General features: G+C 75.8%; 6 protein-coding genes. 5 read left to right on the top strand and 1 reads right to left on the bottom strand.

Annotated features, from left to right (window positions below; translation table 11 throughout):
* Positions 1-81 precede the first annotated feature (81 nt).
* Positions 82-933, bottom strand: coding sequence for a hypothetical protein (locus tag ACF089_RS28620; protein ID WP_392032515.1), 852 nt, complete (start codon positions 931-933; stop codon positions 82-84).
* A 459-nt stretch (positions 934-1,392) separates the two neighbouring features.
* Between ACF089_RS28620 and ACF089_RS28615 the strand changes: the two genes are divergently transcribed.
* From ACF089_RS28615 to ACF089_RS28595, 5 genes are all read left to right on the top strand, one after another.
* Positions 1,393-2,487 carry a methyltransferase gene (locus ACF089_RS28615; protein ID WP_392032512.1) on the top strand — a complete coding sequence of 365 codons (1,095 nt, stop codon included), beginning with the start codon at positions 1,393-1,395 and terminating at the stop codon, positions 2,485-2,487.
* 153 nt (positions 2,488-2,640) lie between these two features.
* Positions 2,641-15,666 (top strand): amino acid adenylation domain-containing protein, encoded by a 13,026-nt coding sequence (locus ACF089_RS28610; protein WP_392032509.1) that lies wholly within the window; start codon positions 2,641-2,643, stop codon positions 15,664-15,666.
* 441 nt (positions 15,667-16,107) lie between these two features.
* Positions 16,108-17,154 (top strand): FecCD family ABC transporter permease, encoded by a 1,047-nt coding sequence (locus ACF089_RS28605; RefSeq protein WP_392032759.1) that lies wholly within the window; start codon positions 16,108-16,110, stop codon positions 17,152-17,154.
* Entirely contained in the window at positions 17,151-18,311 is a 1,161-nt protein-coding gene (locus tag ACF089_RS28600; RefSeq protein ID WP_392032506.1) for a FecCD family ABC transporter permease, read from the top strand. The genes ACF089_RS28605 and ACF089_RS28600 overlap by 4 nt, the downstream gene beginning before the upstream one ends.
* A gap of 164 nt (positions 18,312-18,475) precedes the next feature.
* Entirely contained in the window at positions 18,476-18,694 is a 219-nt protein-coding gene (locus ACF089_RS28595) for an MbtH family protein (RefSeq protein ID WP_392032503.1), read from the top strand.
* Positions 18,695-18,745: the final 51 nt, after the last annotated feature.

Here is an 18,745-nt window from a genome sequence, read left to right as displayed (position 1 = left end):
CGCTCCGGGCGGGACGCGTCGGGCGGGGACCGCCGGTCCCGGGGCCGGCAGCTCAGTGGGCGTGCCGGCCCCGACGGTCGGTCAGACGCACTTCCCGCGCAGCCAGGCGGTGAAGTCCTTCGTCCACGAGGTGGCCATCCGCACCGAGGACGTGGGCGAACCGAGACGGGTCAGCTCCGCCCGCCACTCCGCGTGATTGCCGGAAGCCGCCGGGGGCGGCTCCTCCCAGCCGATCCCGTCGACCCAGGCCGGATACCCCGAGAGCGCGGCCGCGAGCCCGGCCGCCCGGATCCGCTTGTCGAGTTCGGGCTTCAGCGCCGCGTCCCGCGTATAGATCATGATCTTCTGTGTGGCCATCCGCTCCGAGATCGGCGCGACGACCTCCTTCCACGCCGTGTCGCGAATCGCCGCGTCGCTGTTGAGCAGCGACTGCTTCGCCTCGCCCTTCAGCTCCACCTGCACGATCAGCTGATTCGACCGGGCGCTGTCGAGCCACTCGCGGAAGGTGTACACCGTCACCCCGGTGTACGGGCCCCGGGCGATCGTGCGGCCCTTGAGCTGGTCGGAGCCGGTCGCCCACCGCAGTTCCGTGATGGGCTCGCGCGTTCCGGTCAGCCCGTTGGTCGTGGTGTTGTGCCACATCACGCCCTTGGTGCCGTTCTTCGTCAGCTGAAGATCGGCCTCCACCCCGCCCGCGCCCCAGCTCTTCTGCTGGGCGAGGCCCTTGGGGTGGTTCGGCTGGCGGATCTGGTCGCGGTCCCAGGGATTCGCTCCGGTCGGATAGCCGCCGTGCCCGAACACCGTCGGACAGACGGGCAGCGCGGCCTTCGCCGCCGGAGCCCCGGCCGCCGGAGCCCCGCGCTCGGGGGCCGGCTGCGCGGTGGCGGCCTGCGCACTGCCGACCAGGAGTGCCGCCGCCGCGGCGACCGCCATGACTCTCGACTTCCTCACCCTGTACCTCACACCTCTCCCGGCGCGCCTCGGCGCCCGCGACCCACGCCCCGTCGCCGAACGGCGGCGGAGCGGCGCCCGGGCCCGCCGACGGCGGAATCGGGACACTTCGCCGCAGCATACGAGAGCGCCGGGACGGCCGCCGTCGCCGCAAGAGCCGAGGACAGTGCGCCCGGCCCGCGGTTCTCTCCGCTCCACCGGCCGGATCGCCGGGATGGGCGGCTCCGTCCTTCCGGCCCCGCGCACCGGGCGGCTGACGGAGCGACACCCCGGCCGGCCGCCCCGTACCGGCCTCGAATCCAGGGAGCCGGCGGCCTTCGGCGGCGCGCCGTCCCGACCCGAACAGGGGTGCCGGAGAAGGGAGATCACCGCCGCGCCGCGGCCCCCTCGACGGGACTCGCCTTGATAAAGTTAGGGTCACCTAACAAATGAGGGAGCGTCATGGCCGAGGCATCGGACGGACAGGTCGACGGGGAGCGGGCCGGGGCGGATCAGGGGCAGGCGCGGGCCACGGTGGGGCGTCTCGTCTTCGGGCAGATGGCGACCCAGGCCGTGGGCACGGCGACCCGGTTGGGCGTCTTCGAGCGGATCGGCCCGGGCGAGGCCGCCGCCGACGACCTCGCGCGCGAGCTGAGCACCCATCCCCAGGCCACCCTGCGTCTGCTGCGCGCCCTCGCCGGACTGCAACTGCTGTCCGAGCCCGAGCCCGGCGTCTTCCGGACGACCGCGGCGGGCGATCTGCTCCGTTCCGACACGCCCGGCACCATGCTCGCCATGACCACGATGTTCACCGATCCCGTGATGCTCCGCGCCTGGGACCTGCTGGGCGAGGGGGTGCGTACGGGCGAGACCACGTTCGGCGCCGTCTTCGGCACCGACTTTTTCGGTCATCTCAAGGAGCACCCGCAGCTCTCGGCCGGGTTCAACGCGGCGATGAGCCAGGGCACCCGGACCACCGCGGACACCGCGCCCCACCACTACGACTTCGGGCGCTTCGCCACCGTCGTGGACGTCGGCGGCGGCGACGGGACGCTGCTCAGCGCCATTCTCCGGGCCCACCCCGGGGTGCGCGGCATCCTCTACGACACGGCCGAGGGACTGGCCCAGGCGGCCCGGCGCTTCGAGGACGACGGCCTCACCGATCGCGTCGCCCTGCGCACCGGCGACTTCTTCACATCCGCTCCGGAGGGCGGGGATCTCTATCTGCTCAAGAGCATCATCCACGACTGGGACGACGAGCGGTGCGCCGCGATCCTGCGGCACATCAGGAAGGTCGTCCCCGACCACGGCGCCGTGCTGATCGTCGAGCCCGTCCTGCCCCCGACCGTCCCCGCCGACCAGCAGAACAACGTCTACCTCAGCGATCTGAACATGCTCGTCAACGTCGGCGGCCGCGAGCGCACCGCCGAGGACTTCACCGCCCTCCTCGCCGCGTCCGGCTTCACCCTGCGCACCGTGACCCCGCTGCCGAGCCCCAACATCTTCCAGCTCATCGAGGCGACTCCCGACCCGATCGGTCCCGGGTCGCGGCTCTGAGGCCCGCGCCCGCCCGCGAGTCCCTCGGTCCCGGCGCGCGGGCGGGCCGAGAGGCCCGGGAGGGGCGGGGCGGGCGAGTGGGGCGGCGGGGGCAGGGGTGGGGGCGGAGGAGAATGATCCCCGCACTGGCCGCACCGCCGAAGAACGGACCCGATGGACGACATGACACTGGCGCGCGTATTGACGGACGCGGCCCACGAGGCCCCCGAGCAGGTCATCGTCCATGTCCGGGGGGACGGCGGCGAGCTGACCGTCACTCTGCGGGAGCTGCTCGACGAGTCCCTGCGGGTGGCGGGCGGCTTCCGGGCGGCGGGCGTCGCGCCGGGGACCTGTGTGCCGTTGCTGGCCGATCGCAGCGAGGACTTCCAGCCGATGTTCTGGGGCGCGCTCGCGGCCGGGCTCGTACCGGTGCCGCTGGCTCCGGACGCCCGGCGGGTCCTGCCCGTGTGGGAGCAGCTGGGCCGGCCGCCCGTCGTGGTGGACGCGGCGACCGCGTCGCTGCTCCCCGAACTCCCCGAGGCCGTGCGCGCGCTGCGGCTCACGACGCTGCGGCAGGGGCCCGCGCTCCGGAAGCCGGTCGCCGCCGAGCCCGGCGATGTGGCGTTCCTCCAGTACTCCTCGGGCAGCACGGGCGCGCCGAAGGGAGTGGAGGTGACTCATGCCGCGGTGCTGGCCAACTTGGCGCAGATACGATTCTCCTCGGCGCTCGGCGCCGACGATGTGGTGGTCAGCTGGATGCCGTACTTCCACGACATGGGGCTCATCGGCACCCATCTCGCTCCGCTCGCCGCCCGCGCCAAGCAGGTGAAGATCGGTCCGCTGTCCTTCGCCAAGCGGCCCGAGGTGTGGTTCGACGTGGCGGACCGGCACCGGGCCACCGTGCTGTCCGCCGCCAACTTCGCCCTCGCGCTGACCGTACGGCGCGTGCCCGACGAGGACATCGCGCGGCTCGATCTCTCCCGGGTACGGCTGATCCTCGTGGGCGCCGAGCCGATCGCCCCCACGGTGTGGCGCGATTTCGCCCGTAAGACCAGCCTCGCGGGGCTGGACCCGGCGGCGGCCCAGCCGGTCTACGGACTGGCCGAGGCGACGCTCGCGGTGACCTTCCCCCCGCTGGGCGAGGTCGCCGAACCGCTCGTCCTGGACCGGGCCGCGCTCGGCCGGGGGCTGGCGGTGGACGCCGAACCGGGCGACGGCTCGGTGGAGCTGATGGACGTCGGCCGCCCGGTGGCGGAGTGCGCGGTGCGCATCGCCGACGACGACGGCCGTACGCTCGGCGATAGGCGCGTCGGACACATCCTGGTCCGCGGCCCCCAGCTCGCCCGCGGCTATCACCGTCTGCCCGACGCGAGCGCGGCCGCGTTCGCCGAAGGCTGGCTGCGCACCGGCGACCTCGGCTTCCTCCGGGACGGCCGGCTGTGTGTGACCGGGCGTCACAAGGATGTGCTGTTCCTCAACGGCCGCACCTTCCACGCCCCGGACATGGAGGAGGTCGCCGCGGCCACGCCCGGGCTGCCTCCCGGCGCGCCGGCGGTGATCGGGTCGACCGATCCCGTCACCGGCGGGGAGCGCGTCGTGGTCTTCGTCCCCTGGGCCCGGCCGCCCCACGACGCGTCCGAGGTACTCGAACGGGTCGCCTCCCGCGTCCGCGAGGCCCTGCGCCACGACGACGTCCGGGTGCTGGCGCTGCCTCCGGGCGCGTTCCCCCGTACGACCAGCGGGAAGCTCCAGCGGCAGTCGCTGCGGGCGCGCTTCGAGGCCGGGGCCCACTCGGGAGGGGCGGCTGTCGGCCCCCTGCCCGTGGCAGCGCGTTCGGCGACCGTTGCCGGCGGTACGGCGCCGGCTCCCCGCTCACGGGCGGACGTCGAACGGACCGTGGCCCAGGTGTGGGCCCGGGTGCTCGGCGGGTCCGGCCGGGCCATCGGCCGGTACGAGCGATTCGGCGGTCTCGGCGGGACGTCGCTCAAGGCGATGGAGGTCCTCGTGGCGCTGGAGGACGCCTTCGCCGTCACACTGCCGCCCTCGGTGATGCGCGACCACGACACGATCGCCGGGCTCACGGACCGTCTCCTCGCCGCCACCGGGACGACGGACCTCGGGACGAACGCGGCGGCGGCAGGCGTGATCGGCGGCGGGACGGCCTCCGGGGCGGCCACGGGGACGGACGACCGGACCGACGCCCCCACGGACAGCGGCACGACCACCACGAACACCGGTCGGGCGACCGCCCCCGCCGACAGCCGGACGACCGCCACGAGCAACGCTCCGGCCGACAGCCGGACGACCGCCACGGCCGACGACCGGACAGCCGTCCCCGCCGACAGCCCCGCGGCGACCTCGGCCGACGACCCGGCCGCCCCCGCCCCCGCCCCCGCCCCCGCCCCCGCCCCCGCCCCCACGAAGGATCGCGGGACCCCCTCCCCGCCGGAGCGGGCCGCCGCCCGGCGGCCCGTACCCGCCCCGATCGCGATCACCGGACTGGCCTGCCGCTTCCCCGGGGCCGACTCGCCCGAGGCGTTCTGGGACCTGCTGGAGGGCGGGCACGACGCCGTCACCCCCGTACCGTCCGGGCGGTGGAGCGCGCCGGCGGGCCCGGAGGCGCGGCCCGCGCCCGCGCGGTGGGGGGCGTTCCTCGACGATCCGGCCGCCTTCGACGCCGAGTTCTTCGGCATCGGCGCGGAGGAGGCCCGCGCGCTCGACCCGCAGGCCCGGCTCTTCCTCGAACTCGCCCATGAGGCCCTGGAACGGGCCGGTTACGCGGGGCCCCGGCGGCTCGGCCGACGGATCGGCGTCTTCGCGGCCGTCGGGGAGAGCGGCTATCGGGAGATCCTGGACCGGGCGGCCGCGGACGGCGCACCGCTGCCCGCGACGCTCACCGGCAATCTGCCCGGCCTCCTCGCCGCCCGCGTCTCCCAGAGCCTCGACCTGGACGGCCCCGCGCCGGCCGTCGACACGGCCTGCTCCTCGGGGCTGGTGGCCCTGCATCTGGCACGGCGCAGCCTGCTGGACGGCGAGTGCGACCTCGCCGTCGTCGGCGGGGTCAATCTGCACCTCACGTCCACCGGCCACCGTCTGCTGGAGGAGGCCCAGGCCCTCTCCCCCACCGGGCGCGGCCGTGCCTTCAGCGGCGCGGCCGACGGTTTCGTCCCGGGCGAGGGCGGTGCGGCGGTCGTTCTGACGCGTCTCGACGCGGCCCGTCTCGCCGACGACCCGGTGCTGGCGGTGGTCCGGGGGACGGCCGTCAACAATGACGGCAGATCGCTGAGTCTGATGGCCCCCAACCCGCTGCGCCAGCGCGAGGTGATCGTCCGGGCGTACGAGGAGGCCGGTGTGGATCCCGCCTCGGTGAGCTATGTGGAGGCGCACGGGACGGGCACGGCCGTGGGCGACCCGATCGAGCTGCGGTCGCTCGCGCACGCGTTTCCCGTACGGCCCGACGGGGAGCCCCGGCTGCTCGGTTCGGTGAAGGGCAACATCGGGCATCTGCTCAACGCGGCGGCCCTGCCCTCCCTGGTGAAGGTGGTCCTGGCACTGGGCCGGCGCAGGCTGCCCGCCTCGCCGCACGGTGCGCCGCCGTCGCCGGGCCCGGGGCAGGCCGGGTTCTCCCTGGTGACCGAGGCGGTGGACTGGACGTCGTCCGGGCCGCTCAGGGCGGGGATCAACTCCTTCGGGTTCGGCGGCACCAATGCCCATGCCGTGCTCGAACAGGCCCCGCCACCGCCGCCCCGCGCTCCGCGTGCGAGCGGGGGCCATCGTCTGCTGACCCTGTCGGCCCCCGGCGCGGCGGGGCTGCGCGCGGCGGCGGCTGACCTGGCCGCGCATCTCCACCGCCGTCCGGAGCTGGACGAGGGCGATGTGTGTCTGACCGCGAGCACGGCCCGGGACGACGCCTCCCACCGGCTGGCCGTCGTCGCGGCGGGCGATCTGCGCGAGCGTCTCGCCGCGATCGCCGCCGGGGAGTCGGGCCCGGCGACCGTCGGCGGCGTCGTCCGGTCCCGGCCGCGCGTGGTCTTTCTGCTGCCCGGTCAGGGGGCGCGGCCCGTCGGCCGGGGTCTGTACGACACGGCTCCGGTGTTCCGGGAGACGCTGGACGAGGCGTCCGCGCTCCTCGGTCCGCTGTGCGGCAGGCCCCTCCTGGAATGGTGTCTGGATCCGGACGCGGACCCCGCCGTGCGCGATCTGACGGAGGTGGCGCAGCCGCTGCTCGTCGCGTCCGGGGTGGCGCTCGCCCGTCAGCTGCGGAGCTGGGGCGTGGAGCCCGACGCGGTCGCCGGGCACAGTGTCGGCGAGATCTCCGCGGCCTGTGTCGGCGGGATGCTCAGCCTGGGGGACGCCGTGCGGTTCGCGGCCGAACGCGGTCGGCTGATGGGGGCGTTCACCGGGCCCGGAGCCATGATCGCGGTCCGTGGCGACGAGGGGACGATCGCCGACGCGGTGGCCGGGGCGGTGGCCGGAGCGGCGGGGGCGCTCGCCGTCGCCGCGTACAACGGCCCGGGTCTGCTGGTCCTCTCGGGCACGGCGCCCGCCGTGGAGGGCGCGGCCCGCGCACTGACCGCGCGGGGCGTCTCCGTACGCCCGCTCAGGGTGTCCCGGGCCTTCCACTCTCCGCTCATGCGGCCGGTCGCCGACCGGCTCGCCGACGCGGCGCGCGCGCTCGCTCCGCGGGCTCCGTCCGTTCCGCTGATGAGCACGGTGACCGCCGAGTGGGGTCCTGTGCTCGATCCGGGGTATCTGCGCGACCACGCGCTGCGGCCGGTCCGGTTCGCCGACGCGATCGAGCGGCTGACCGCCGAGGGCTATGACACGTTCGTCGAGATCGGACGGGGTTCGACCCTGTCGGGTCCGGTGCTCGCGACCGCGCGACGGCGGGCGGCGGCGGACCGGGCGGACGCCGCCGGGGGCGGGGAGCCGGAGGCCCCTGCCCGGGACGGGGACGGGGACGAGGACAGGGACAGGGACGCCGGCCGCCCCGGCCGGGTGACGGCGTTCCCCGTACTGCCGGGCCGCTCCGGGGACGCCCCGGACACCGGGCCGGACACCGGGCCGGACGCCGGCGGCGAGGGCGACGGGCCCGGGGAACTCCTGGCGACCGTGGGCCGGCTGTGGACGCGCGGTGTGCCGCTGGACCGTACGGCGCTCGACGCCGGCCGGCGCCGGGTCCCGCTGCCGCCGTACCCCTTCCGGCGCGACCGGCACTGGCCCGCCCCGCCGGCGAGCGCGCTGCTGCACCGGGTCGATTGGCGGGACACCGCGCTGCCCGGCGGTCGCGCCGAGGTGCGTTCGGTGCTGCTGACGGGCTCCGACGCGGCCTCGGTGAGCGCGCTCGCGGAGCAGCTCGCCGCCGAGGGCGTACGGACGCACCGGACGGGCGACGGGCCGCCGGACGCCGTCGTCCTGGTGGCCGGGCCCGCTCCCGACCTCCCGGATCCCGGGGCGCTCGACCGGGCGCGGGACACCGCGCTGGCGGACTTCCGCACCGCGCTCGCGCTGCTCGACGGGACGGGCGCGGACCGGCTGCTGGTGCTGACCGAGGACGTCCACACCACGGGAGCGGTCCCCGAACGGCCGCGCCCCGCCCACGCGCTGCTCACCGGACTCGTCCTGGCGCTCCCGGAGGAGACCCCGGGGTCGGCCGCCGCGAGCGTCGACCTCAGCTCGCTCGACACCCCGGCGCGGCGGCGGGAGGCCGTGCTCGCCGAACTGCGCGCGGGCGGTGCGCCGGGCCCCGCCGCCACGGTCGCCTGGCGGGCGGGGCGCAGGCTCACCCGTACCGTCGCGCCCCTGACCGGCGCGGCGGTGCCGCGCGCACTGCCGCCGAACGGGGTGTTCCTCATCACCGGGGGCGGCGGGGGGATCGGCTCCGCGCTCGCCCGCGAACTCGCCGGGGCCGGCCGCCCGACGATCGTCCTCGCGGGCCGTTCGCCGCATCCGCCCGCGGGGCTGATCGACGAACTGGGCGCGCTCGGGGCCACCGTGCGCCACCACGTCGCCGATGTGTCGGCGGAGGAGGACGTCGACGCTCTTCTCGCCGGACTGCCGGTCCTGGACGCCGTCTTCCACGCCGCGGGGACGGTGCGGCCGGGAACGCTGCGGAACAAGTCCCCGCGGGAGACCGCCGAGGCGCTGGCCGCCAAGACGCGCGGCGCCCTGCTGCTCTCCCTGGCCCTGCGGCGGCACGGTCTGCGGCCGCAGGTCTGTGTGGCGTTCTCCTCGGTCTCCTCCGTGCTGCCCGGTCTCGCGGGAGCGCTCGGCGACTACGCCGCCGCCAACGCGTTCCTGGACGCGTTCGCCGCGTCGGAGCGGCGGGCGGGCAGGCCGTGGCTGTCCGTGAACCTCGGCGCGTTCGCCGAGGTCGGGATGGCCTCGGCAGCGGGCGCACGGCCGGGCCCGGGGGCCGGGGGCAGGCCCTTGGCCACCGCTCCCGCGCTGGAGGCGCTCCGGCAGGCGTCCGGCCTCGACGCGGCGCGGCTGCTGATCGCGGATCTGGCCCCGGCGACCGCACCGCGGCCCGCCCGGGCCGCCTCGCACCCGGCCGCCGGGGCGAGGGCGTTTCCCGTACCGGCGCCGGCGGTTCGGCCTCCGGAGTGGTCGGCGACGGCGCGGCCGGAGGCCGATACGGCGTTCGCGCCGCGAACGGCCCCCGGGTGCGCGCCCGAGAGCCCGGGGCCCGATCCGGCCGCGCGCCCGGGATCCGTGGCTCGCGGCGCGCCGCGAGGTCCGGGCGGGGGCGGTACGGAGACCGCCGAGCTGCTGCGCCGGCTCCTGGCCGCCGCGCTGCGGCTGCCTCCCGCCGAGGTCGTGGACGACCAGCCGTTCCTGACCCTCGGCCTGGACTCGCTCACCGCCGTCGACCTGGTCAAACAGCTCGAACAGGAGCTGGGCGCCGGTCCGCTGCCCGCCACGCTCTTCTTCGAGCACCGGACCGTACGGGAACTGGCCGCGCACCTCGACGCGTCGCCGCCACCGGCCGGTACGGGAGCCGGGGCGCGGGCGGGAGCCGGGGCGCGGGCGGGAGCCGGGGCGCGGGCGGGAGCCGGGGCGCGGGCGGGAGCCGGGGCGCGGGCGGGGGCCGGGGCGCGGGCGGGAGCCGGGGCGCGGGCGGAGGCCGGGGAAGCCGCCCCCGCTGCCGTCCCCGACGGCGAACCGTTCCCGCTCACCCCCGTACAGCTGGCCGTCCACACCGGCGGCCGGCTCCACCCGGACGTGGTGGCCCACGGCTACGTACGCCAGAGCGTCCGCGGCCCCCTGGACGCCCGGCTGCTCGGCCGGGCGCTCGCCCTGCTCGCGGAGCGGCACACGATGCTGCGGATCCGCATCGCGAACGGCCCGAACGGCGAGGACGGCGAGGACGGCGACGACGCCGAGGGGACGGGCTCCCGGGTGACGGCGCCCAGCCAGTACGTCGCGCCTCCCGCGCCCCTGTCTTCCTGGTACGAGGTGCGCGAGCGCCCCGGCCGCGTCGAGGACGTCGAGGCAGCCCTGTGCAACCGGCCCTTCGATCTCGCCGCCGAGCCGCCCGTGCGCGCGGTGCTCGTCCGTGAGAGCCCGGATCTGGCCCATCTGGTGCTGATGATCCATCACACGGCGGGCGACGGATTCAGTCTGAACCTCCTCGGCGAGGAACTCTGGTCGCTCTACACCGCCCTCTCACTGGGGACGGAGCCGTCGCTGCCGCCCCTGGTCACCAACTTCGCGCGGTACGCCGCCGTCGTCGCCAAGGAGCGTTCCGGCCCGGCCTTCGCCGCGGACCGGCGCTACTGGGCGAAGCGGCTGGCGGCCCGGCGCGAACCGCTGCGGCTGCCGTACGACGGGGATCCCTCAGCTCCGCCCGAGGCCCCTCTCGCGGCCCGTCAGACCGCCCTCGACCCGGCGCTCACCGCCGCGTTGCGCGAGCGGGCCGCCGAGGAGGGCGTGAGCCTGTTCCATCTGCTGCTCGCCGCCCATGTGCGCTGTCTGGCGCGGTGGAGCGGGCAGCGCGGGATCGCGGTCAATGTCGCCCGCGCCCGGCGGGAGACACGGCTCGCCGGTCTGGACCGGCTGGTCGGCCCGCTCGCCGACACCCTCCCCCTCCTCTGCGAGACGGATCCGGACGAGTCGGCGCGGGCCCTGGCCGTTCGGCTGCGGGACATCTGGCTGGAGAGCGAGCGCCACGCCTCGCTCACCGGCCTCGATCTGGCCCGGCTGCTGCCGGGCGACCTCGAAGGGCCCCGCACGGTGAGCCCGGCGGGCTTCAGCTTCGCCCGCTTCCCGGCCGCGCGGGACGAACGGTGCCCGGTGACGGTCCGGCCGACCGCGGCCGGGACCGCCACCGCGGCGACCCGGCTCAGCCTGCTGTGCTGGGAGGACGGGACGATTCTGCGCTTCTCCTGGAACTTCCCCGTCCGGCTCTTCGAACCGGCGACGGTGGAACGGCTGGCCCGCGACTTCCACGCCGAACTGACGGCCCTCGCCGCACCGGTGTCCCCCGAACCGACCGCCCTCGCCGGCCCCCGACCCGCCGCACCGACCGCCCTCACCGGGACCCGCCCCGCCGAGCCGAGCGCCTCCACCGGCCCCCGCCCCGCCGCACCGGCCACCCTCGCCGACTCCCGGCCCCCCGCACCGCCCGCCCCCACCGGGCCGGATTCCGGCGCGCCCGCGCCGTGCCCGCCGGCCGAGCGGCCCGCCCCGGAGCCCCTCCTGAATCCCCTCCCGGAGGCCCGGACCGGCTCCGCCGCCCTCGTGCCCCGGCTGCTCGCCCGCTTCCGGTCCGCCCCGGACGCGGTCGCCGTCGACACCGGGACGGCCACGCTGACGTACGCGGAACTCGACCGGGCCTCCCGGTCCCTCGCGGCGCGGCTCCTGGCGCACGGGGTCGTCCCCGGAAGTCTGGTCGGCCTGCTCACCGGGCCGGGGGCCGACACCGTGGTCTCGGTCGTCGCCGTGCTGCGGGCGGGCGCGGGCTGGGTGCCGCTGGACGCCGCCCATCCGACCGCGCGCCTCGCCGACCAGATCGCCCGCTCGGGCGTCCGTACGGTGATCTGCCACGGCCCCACCCGCGCGGCGGGCGAGGCGCTCGACGGCGTCACGCTGGTGCCGGCCGACGAGGACTCCGCCGCCGCAGACGCCGCCGGGCCCCCGGCGCCCGCTCCCTCTCCGGACGGCCCCGTCGACGCGGACGCGATCGCGTACGTCATCTTCACCTCCGGCTCCACCGGCCGTCCGAAGGCCGTGCCCATCACCCACCGGTCGATGGAGAACTACCTGGACTGGGCGATCGGCGTCTTCGGTTACGACGAGCGGGACCGGCTCGCCCAGACCGCGTCGATCTGCTTCGACGCCTCGGTCCGGCAGCTGCTCGCCCCGCTGCTCGTCGGGGGGACGGTCGTGGCGGTGCCCTGGCGGCTCGTCCGCGACCCCGAGCTGCTGCTGACGCATGTCGAACGCACCCGGATCACCGTGTGGAGCTCCGTCCCGACGCTGTGGGAACAGCTGCTGACCGCGGCCGAGCACCGGGTGCGGCGCGGCGGCGTACGGCCGGATCTGTCGGCGCTGCGGTGGATCCATGTCGGCGGCGAGGCGCTGTCGCCCGCTCATGTCCGCCGCTGGTTCGACCTGTTCGGCGAAGGCGCGCGGATCGCGAATCTGTACGGGCCGACCGAGGCGACCGTCAACACGACCTGTCATGTCATCGACGTCCGGCCCGAGGACCATGTGCGGCGGCTGCCGATCGGACGTCCGGTGGCGGGCACGGAGGTGGCGGTGGTCAAGCCCGGCGGCGAGGACGCGCGGCCCGGCGAAGCGGGCGAGCTGTTCATCGCCGGGACCGGTCTGACCGCCGGATATCTGGGCGAACCGGAGCTGACCGAGGCCGCGTTCACCAGCCGGGGCGGACGGCGCTGGTATCGCAGCGGCGACCTGGTCCGGCAGGCCCCGGACGGCGTGCTGGAGTTCCTCGGACGCCTGGACGACCAGGTGAAGATCCGCGGGCACCGGGTCGAGCCGGGCGAGATCGAGGCCGTGCTCCAGGCGCGTCCGGACATCGCGCACGCCGTCGTCCTGGTCCGCGACGGACGCCTCGCCGCCTTCGTCACCTCCCGGCCCGGCTCGCCCCGGCCGGACGCCGTGGCTCTCCGGATCCATCTGGCGGCGGCCCTGCCGCCGTACATGGTGCCGTCCCGGATCACGCCCGTCGGCGAACTGCCGCTGACGGGTACGGGCAAGGTCGACCGCCGCCGGCTGCTCGCCCTCCACGCGGAAACGAACGCGAGTACGGGTACGGAGGCGGAAGCGGAGGCGGAATCCGGCGCGGGCGACCGGGTCGGCGCCCCGGACGCCGGACGCCGCACCGCGCCCAGGACGCCGACCGAGGTCCGGCTGGCCCGGATCTGGTCCGCGCTGCTCCCGGCGGAGGACGTGCGCCGCGAGGACGACTTCTTCGCGCTGGGCGGGGACTCGCTGCTCGTTCTGGAGGTCTTCGCGCGGCTGGAGCGGCAGGGCGGACCGCTTCCCCGGCCGACCGTCGTCTACCGCCACCGCACCCTGGCGGCCCTCGCCTCGGCCATCGACGCGGCGGCCTCCGAAGGGTCTGAAGGGGACGCCGCTGTCGGCGGTCCCGGCGCGGCGGACGCGGGTCCGGCCTCCGCCGCCGGGCCCGCGCCGTTCCCGCTCACCCCCGGGCAGCGGGGCTTTCTGCTCGCGGAGGCCATCGCGCCGGGCGGCACCTCGTCCTGGCTCACCCGGCTGCGTCTGCACGGGCCCCTGCGCGCCGACCGTTTCCAGGCGGCGGTGGATCTGCTCGTCGCCCGCCATCCGATGCTGCGCACGGTCTTCCCCGCCGGGGCCCGTCCGGCCGTCCAGCAGGAACTTCCGCCCTCGCTGCGCCTGCCGGTCGATTTCGAGACGCTCGCCGACCCGCGCCATGTGGAGGAGCGCGTCGCCGACGAGCGGGCGCGCCGCTTCGAACCGTGGGCCTGGCCCCTGCTCCGTCTGCGGGTGCTCACGCTCGCGCCGGAGGAACACGTGCTGGTGGTGCACGCGCACCACATCATCGGCGACGGCTACAGCGCCGCACTCCTGGTCCGGGAGCTGATGGCCGGGTACGACGCGCTGAACCGGGGCGAGCGGCCGGAACTCGACCCGCCGCGCGGCGCCTTCCGGGACCACGCCGTCCGTCTCGCCCGGGCTGCCGACGGCGAACGGGCCGTGCGACCGGTCCAGGAGCCCGGCGCCCCGGCGGCGTCCGCCCCCGGCGCGGCGGACCGGTGGGCGCGGCTGAGCACCCCGTACAGTCCACCGGTTCCGCGCGCGGACGCCGACGACGCCACGAGCGGGAACGACGGGCGGGACGGCGGGACGCGGGCGGCCGCCGTCTCCTTCCGCTCCCACGGGTTCGACATCGGGGCCGAGCGGGTGGCGGAGCTGCGCCGTCTCGCGGCCGGGGCGGGGGCCACTCTGTACGCGCCGCTGCTCACCGGCTACTACCGGGCGCTGGCGGCGGCGACCGGGCGGGCGGATCTGGTGCTCGGGCTCGCGGTGAGCGGCCGGGACCACGCCCTGCCGGACGTGCGCCGGGTGTTCGGGCCGTTCGCCACCGCCGTGCCCGTACGGCCCGCGCCCGGCGCGGATCCCGCGGGGCCGGGGCGTGCCGGGTTCCACGACGATCTGCGGCGGGTCGTCGCGGAGGCCGTCGCGGCGCGGACCTATGAGGGCGCGGTGCCCCCGCTCCCCAGCGGTCTGCCCCTGACCTCGCAGTTCTTCTTCACCTTCCTGGACTTCTCCGCCCTCGGGCCGACGGGCGGCGAGACCCTGACGGTCTCCTCGGACGACGGCGACAGCGAGTTCACGCCACCGCCGGTCGGTACGGATGTGTTCCTGTCCGCGCGTCTGGACGGGGAGCGCGTCCGGGTCACCCTGCGCGCCTCCGGGTCCGCGTTCTCCGCCGTGGGGCTGGCGGCGCTCGCGGACGCGCTGCGGGAGGAGCTGACCGGCCCCGGCCCGGACCGCCAGGCGGCGGCCCCGAGCGCTCCGGCCCTGGTCGTACCGGGCGGTCCGGCGGAGCCACGCGCGGAGACGATGGACTCCGCGCTCGTCGGCTATCTGCCGTCCCCGGCCCAGCTCGCGCGGCTGGCGCGGCTGCCGGAGACGGCGCTGCCGCGCGAGGAGCTGCGCGCCCTGCTCTTCCCGGACGGCCGGCCGCGCCATCTGGAGACCCTGAGCACCCCGCTCGGGCGGTCGGGGTTCGTGTCCGTGCCGGTCTTCGCGGACGAACTCGCGGCCGGGGACGCGCTGCTCCGGCACACCGCCCGGGGCGTGGCTCTCGCCTCGTCCCTCGGGGCGCGGACCGTATCGCTCGCCGGTCTGATCCCCTCGCTGACCGGTTACGGATTCGAGGTCGCGCGCGCCGCCGGGGCGAGGGGGGCGACCGCCGCCGTCACCACCGGGCACGCGATGACCGTCGTGTCCGTCGTCAAGACCGTGCACGCCGCGCTGGAGGCCACCGGGCAGGAGCTGGAGGGGCTGACCGTCGCGTTCGTGGGGCTCGGCTCGATCGGGTCGTCGTCGCTGGAGCTGCTGCTGTCCCAGTCCCGGCGTCCGCCCGCCCGGCTGCTGCTGTGCGATGTGCCGGGCAGCGGGCCGCGGCTGAAGGAGCTGGCGGAGCGGCTGCGCGAGCGGGGCGCGGCCGGAGATGTGGACGTCTGGGAGTCCGTCGCCGGGCTTCCCGACGCGGTGTACGGGGCCGGGCTGATCGTCGCCGCGGTCAGCGGCGGCGGGGCGCTGCTCGACGTCGACCGGCTGAGGCCGGGCACGACGGTGGTCGACGACTCCTTCCCGCACTGCTTCGACACCGGCCGCGCGATCGCCAGGATGCGGGAGAGGAGGGATGTGCTGGTGGTCGGCGGCGGGCTGCTGGCGGTCGGCGACACGGAACGGCGGGTGGCCGAGGGGCTGCCGGCCGCTGCGGCGGCCGGATATCTCGACCGGCCGTGGCTGCCCGGCACGGTCGCCTCCTGCCGGCTGGAGTCGATCGTCCACGCGTCCGGCGCGGACGTCCCCCTGGTGCGCGGTCTGGTCGACGGGCCGACGGGGCTGGCCCACTGGGCGGCGGCCGAGGCGGCGGGGACGTGTGCCGCGCCGCTGCATCTGCTCGGGCACGCCGTCGACGCCGGGACCCTCACGGGGTTCGGTCGGGAGGTCTGACGACGGCCGTCGGCGGCGCGCTCCGCCGGGCCGGGCCGCGCGCGCCGTGAACGGGCCGGTGGGCCACGGGTCTTGGGGCGGGACGCACCCCCGGCCGGAGCTAAGGTTAGCCTTACTTCACTGTGCGCTCGATGTCCTCGTGGCAGGGCAAGGAGCGGGGGCCGAAGGGCAGTTGGCCCCACGACGCGACCGGACCGGTGCGGCCGGGCGGAAGAGGAGAGACTGAACGATGCGGGTTGCCATGTTCGGCCACCAGCCCTGGGGGCATCCCCTTCCGCGAGGGCAGCGAGCCCCGCGCGCGGCCGGGAGGATCGGCCCCCGGCGGGCCCTCGCGCTCGCGAGCGCCGGCCGCCGGACCGCCCGTCGGCCGGGGCCGACGGGCGGACGCGCCGCCCACAGCCGGATCCCGGCCGGTGGTTCGCGCCCGTGAGCCGGAAAGCCATACTCTCCCCCGCTCCGCTCCCCGGCCGGGACGAGGAGCGGAGCACGACCCGTACGGTGCTGCGGGGGGCCGGGCTGCTGCTGGCCGTCGGCGTCCTGCTGCTGATGGTGGTCCTCAGCACCTGGATCGGCACCAAGGACACCTCGCTCGGGCAGGTCTGGTCCGCGATCCGGGGCGACGACGGTTCGTACGCCACCGGCGTGATCCGGGAACTGCGGCTGCCCCGGACGCTGATGGGGCTGGCCGTCGGCGCGGCGCTGGGCGTCGCGGGCGCGGTGATGCAGGCCATGACCCGCAATCCGCTCGCGGACCCCGGGCTGCTCGGTGTGAACGCCGGGGCGTCGGCGGCGGTGGTCCTGGGCATCGGCGTCCTCGGCCTCTCCACCTTCACCTCGCTGGTGTGGGCGGCCTTCGCCGGGGCCGGCGCGGCCACGGTCCTCGTCTATGTGCTCGGGGCGTCCGGGCGGGCCGGGCCGACCCCGGTGCGGCTCGCGCTGGCCGGGGCGGCGGTCAGCGCCTGTCTGGGCGGGGTGATCGGCGGGCTCACCGTGTTCAACGCGGCGACCTTCGAGTACATGCGGTTCTGGATGGTCGGCTCGCTGGCGGGCCAGGATCCGGATCTGATGGGGCAGTTGCTGCCGTTCGTGGTGACGGGTCTGGTGATCGCGCTGCTGATGGCGCGCGCGCTCAACGCGCTCGCGCTCGGCGAGGAGCTGGGCAGGGCGCTCGGCGCCGGAGTGGCGAGGACCCGGCTGGCGGCCGTCGTCACGGTGACCCTGCTGTGCGGCGCGGCGACCGCCGCCGCCGGGCCCATCGGGTTCGTCGGACTCGTCATCCCGCTGGTGGCGCGCTGGCTCACCGGCCCCGATCTGCGCTGGGTGCTGCCGTACTCGCTGGTCCTGGCGCCGATTCTGCTGCTCACCTCGGACATTCTGGGGCGGGTGGTGCTGCCCGAGGGAGAGCTGGAGGTGGGGGCCGTGACCGCTCTGGTGGGTGCGCCCGTGTTCATCGCGATGGTGCGCCGGCGGAAGGAGATCTCGCTGTGAGGACCGTCGGCGACCGTGCCCGGCCCGTGCCCGCGACCCCGGGGAGGCCGGATGCGACCCGGCCGGTGAGTCTGCTGTCGGCCAGGATCACCTTCCGGCTGCACCGGCGCACCGGGCAGGTCTGTCTGCTGGCGCTGGTGCTGTCGGCCGTGGCGCTGGTGATCAGCCTCAGCGTGGGCGCCTATCCCGTTCCGCTGCCCGATGTCGCGCGGGCGGTCTTCGAGGGCACCGGCGACCGTCTGGCGGTCCACTTCGTCAATCAGGAGCGGTTGCCGCAGGCGCTGCTGGCCATTCTGGTGGGCGCGGCGCTGGGCATCAGCGGCGCGATCTTCCAGAGCATCTCGCGCAATCCGCTGGCCAGTCCGGATGTGGTCGGCTTCAACAGCGGTGCGGCGACGGGCGCGATCGCGGTGATCGTCTCGCTCGGCGGCGCGGCCGGGGCGGCGGCGATGGCGCTGGGGGCGATCGGGGGCGGTCTGGCGACCGCGCTGGTGGTCTTCGTGCTGGCGAGCCGGGGCGGGCTGCACGGGGTGCGGCTGGTGCTGATCGGCCTCGGGGTGACCGCGATGCTCGGCTCGGTGAACTCGTATCTGCTGACCCGCTCCAGCCTCAACAACGCCCAGAGCGCGCATGTCTGGCTGGTCGGCACCTTGAACGGCCGGGGCTGGAGTTCGGTGCAGATGATCGCCGTGGCGCTGGCCTTGCTGCTGCCGGCGGCGATGCTGCTCGGGCGGCAGCTGCGGATGCTGGAGCTGGGCGACGAGCTGGCGAACGGTCTCGGGGTGCGGGTCGGCCGGGCGCGGATCACGCTGACCGTGCTGGGCATCGGGCTGTGCGCGGTGGCGGTGGCGAGCGCCGGGCCGATTCCCTTCGTGGCGCTGGCCGCGCCGCAGATCGCGGTGATGCTCACCCGCAGCCCGGGGGTGAGCGTGATCTCCGCCGGGGCGGTGGGGGCGGCGCTGCTCTCGCTGGCGCATCTGGTGTCCAGCCAGTTCTTCACCGCGCTCGCCTGGGTGGGGGACCGGGTGGGCTGGCTGAAACTGGTGGACGACTCGCAGCGGAACAATCTGCTGCCGGTGGGGGTCACCACGGCGGTGCTGGGCGGCGCGTATCTCGCCTGGGTCCTCTTCAAAAGGCGGGGGACGGGGCGCGCCTGAGCCGCTCCCCCGGCCCCTCGGCGCGCGCCCCGCGGAGGGGGCGGGGCGCGCGGCCGGGGGGACGGTTCACGCCCTTCACTCCGAACACAACAAGCCATTCCCGGCGGGCTATTGTTCCGAGTGGATCACTGAGGTTAGCCTTACCTAACCTAAAGGAGGACTCAGTGACCAATCCGTTCGAGGACGAGGACGGCACCTATCTGGTGCTCGTCAACGACGAGGGACAGCACTCCCTGTGGCCCGCCTTCGCCGAGGTTCCGGCCGGGTGGACGACCGTCCATCCGGAGGACTCGCGCCAGGCCTGTCTGGCGTATGTGGAGGAGAACTGGACCGACATGCGCCCCAAGAGCCTCGTGGAGAGCATGGCGAACGACCGGCCATGACTTCACCGCGTCGGCGAGCGAGGACGGAAGAGGCCGTGCGAGAAGAGAGTG

Origin of the sequence: Streptomyces sp. NPDC014894 (genome assembly GCF_043080985.1) — a bacterium.
Taxonomy (GTDB): Bacteria; Actinomycetota; Actinomycetes; order Streptomycetales; family Streptomycetaceae; genus Streptomyces.
This window is presented reverse-complemented; position numbering and strand designations above follow the sequence as displayed.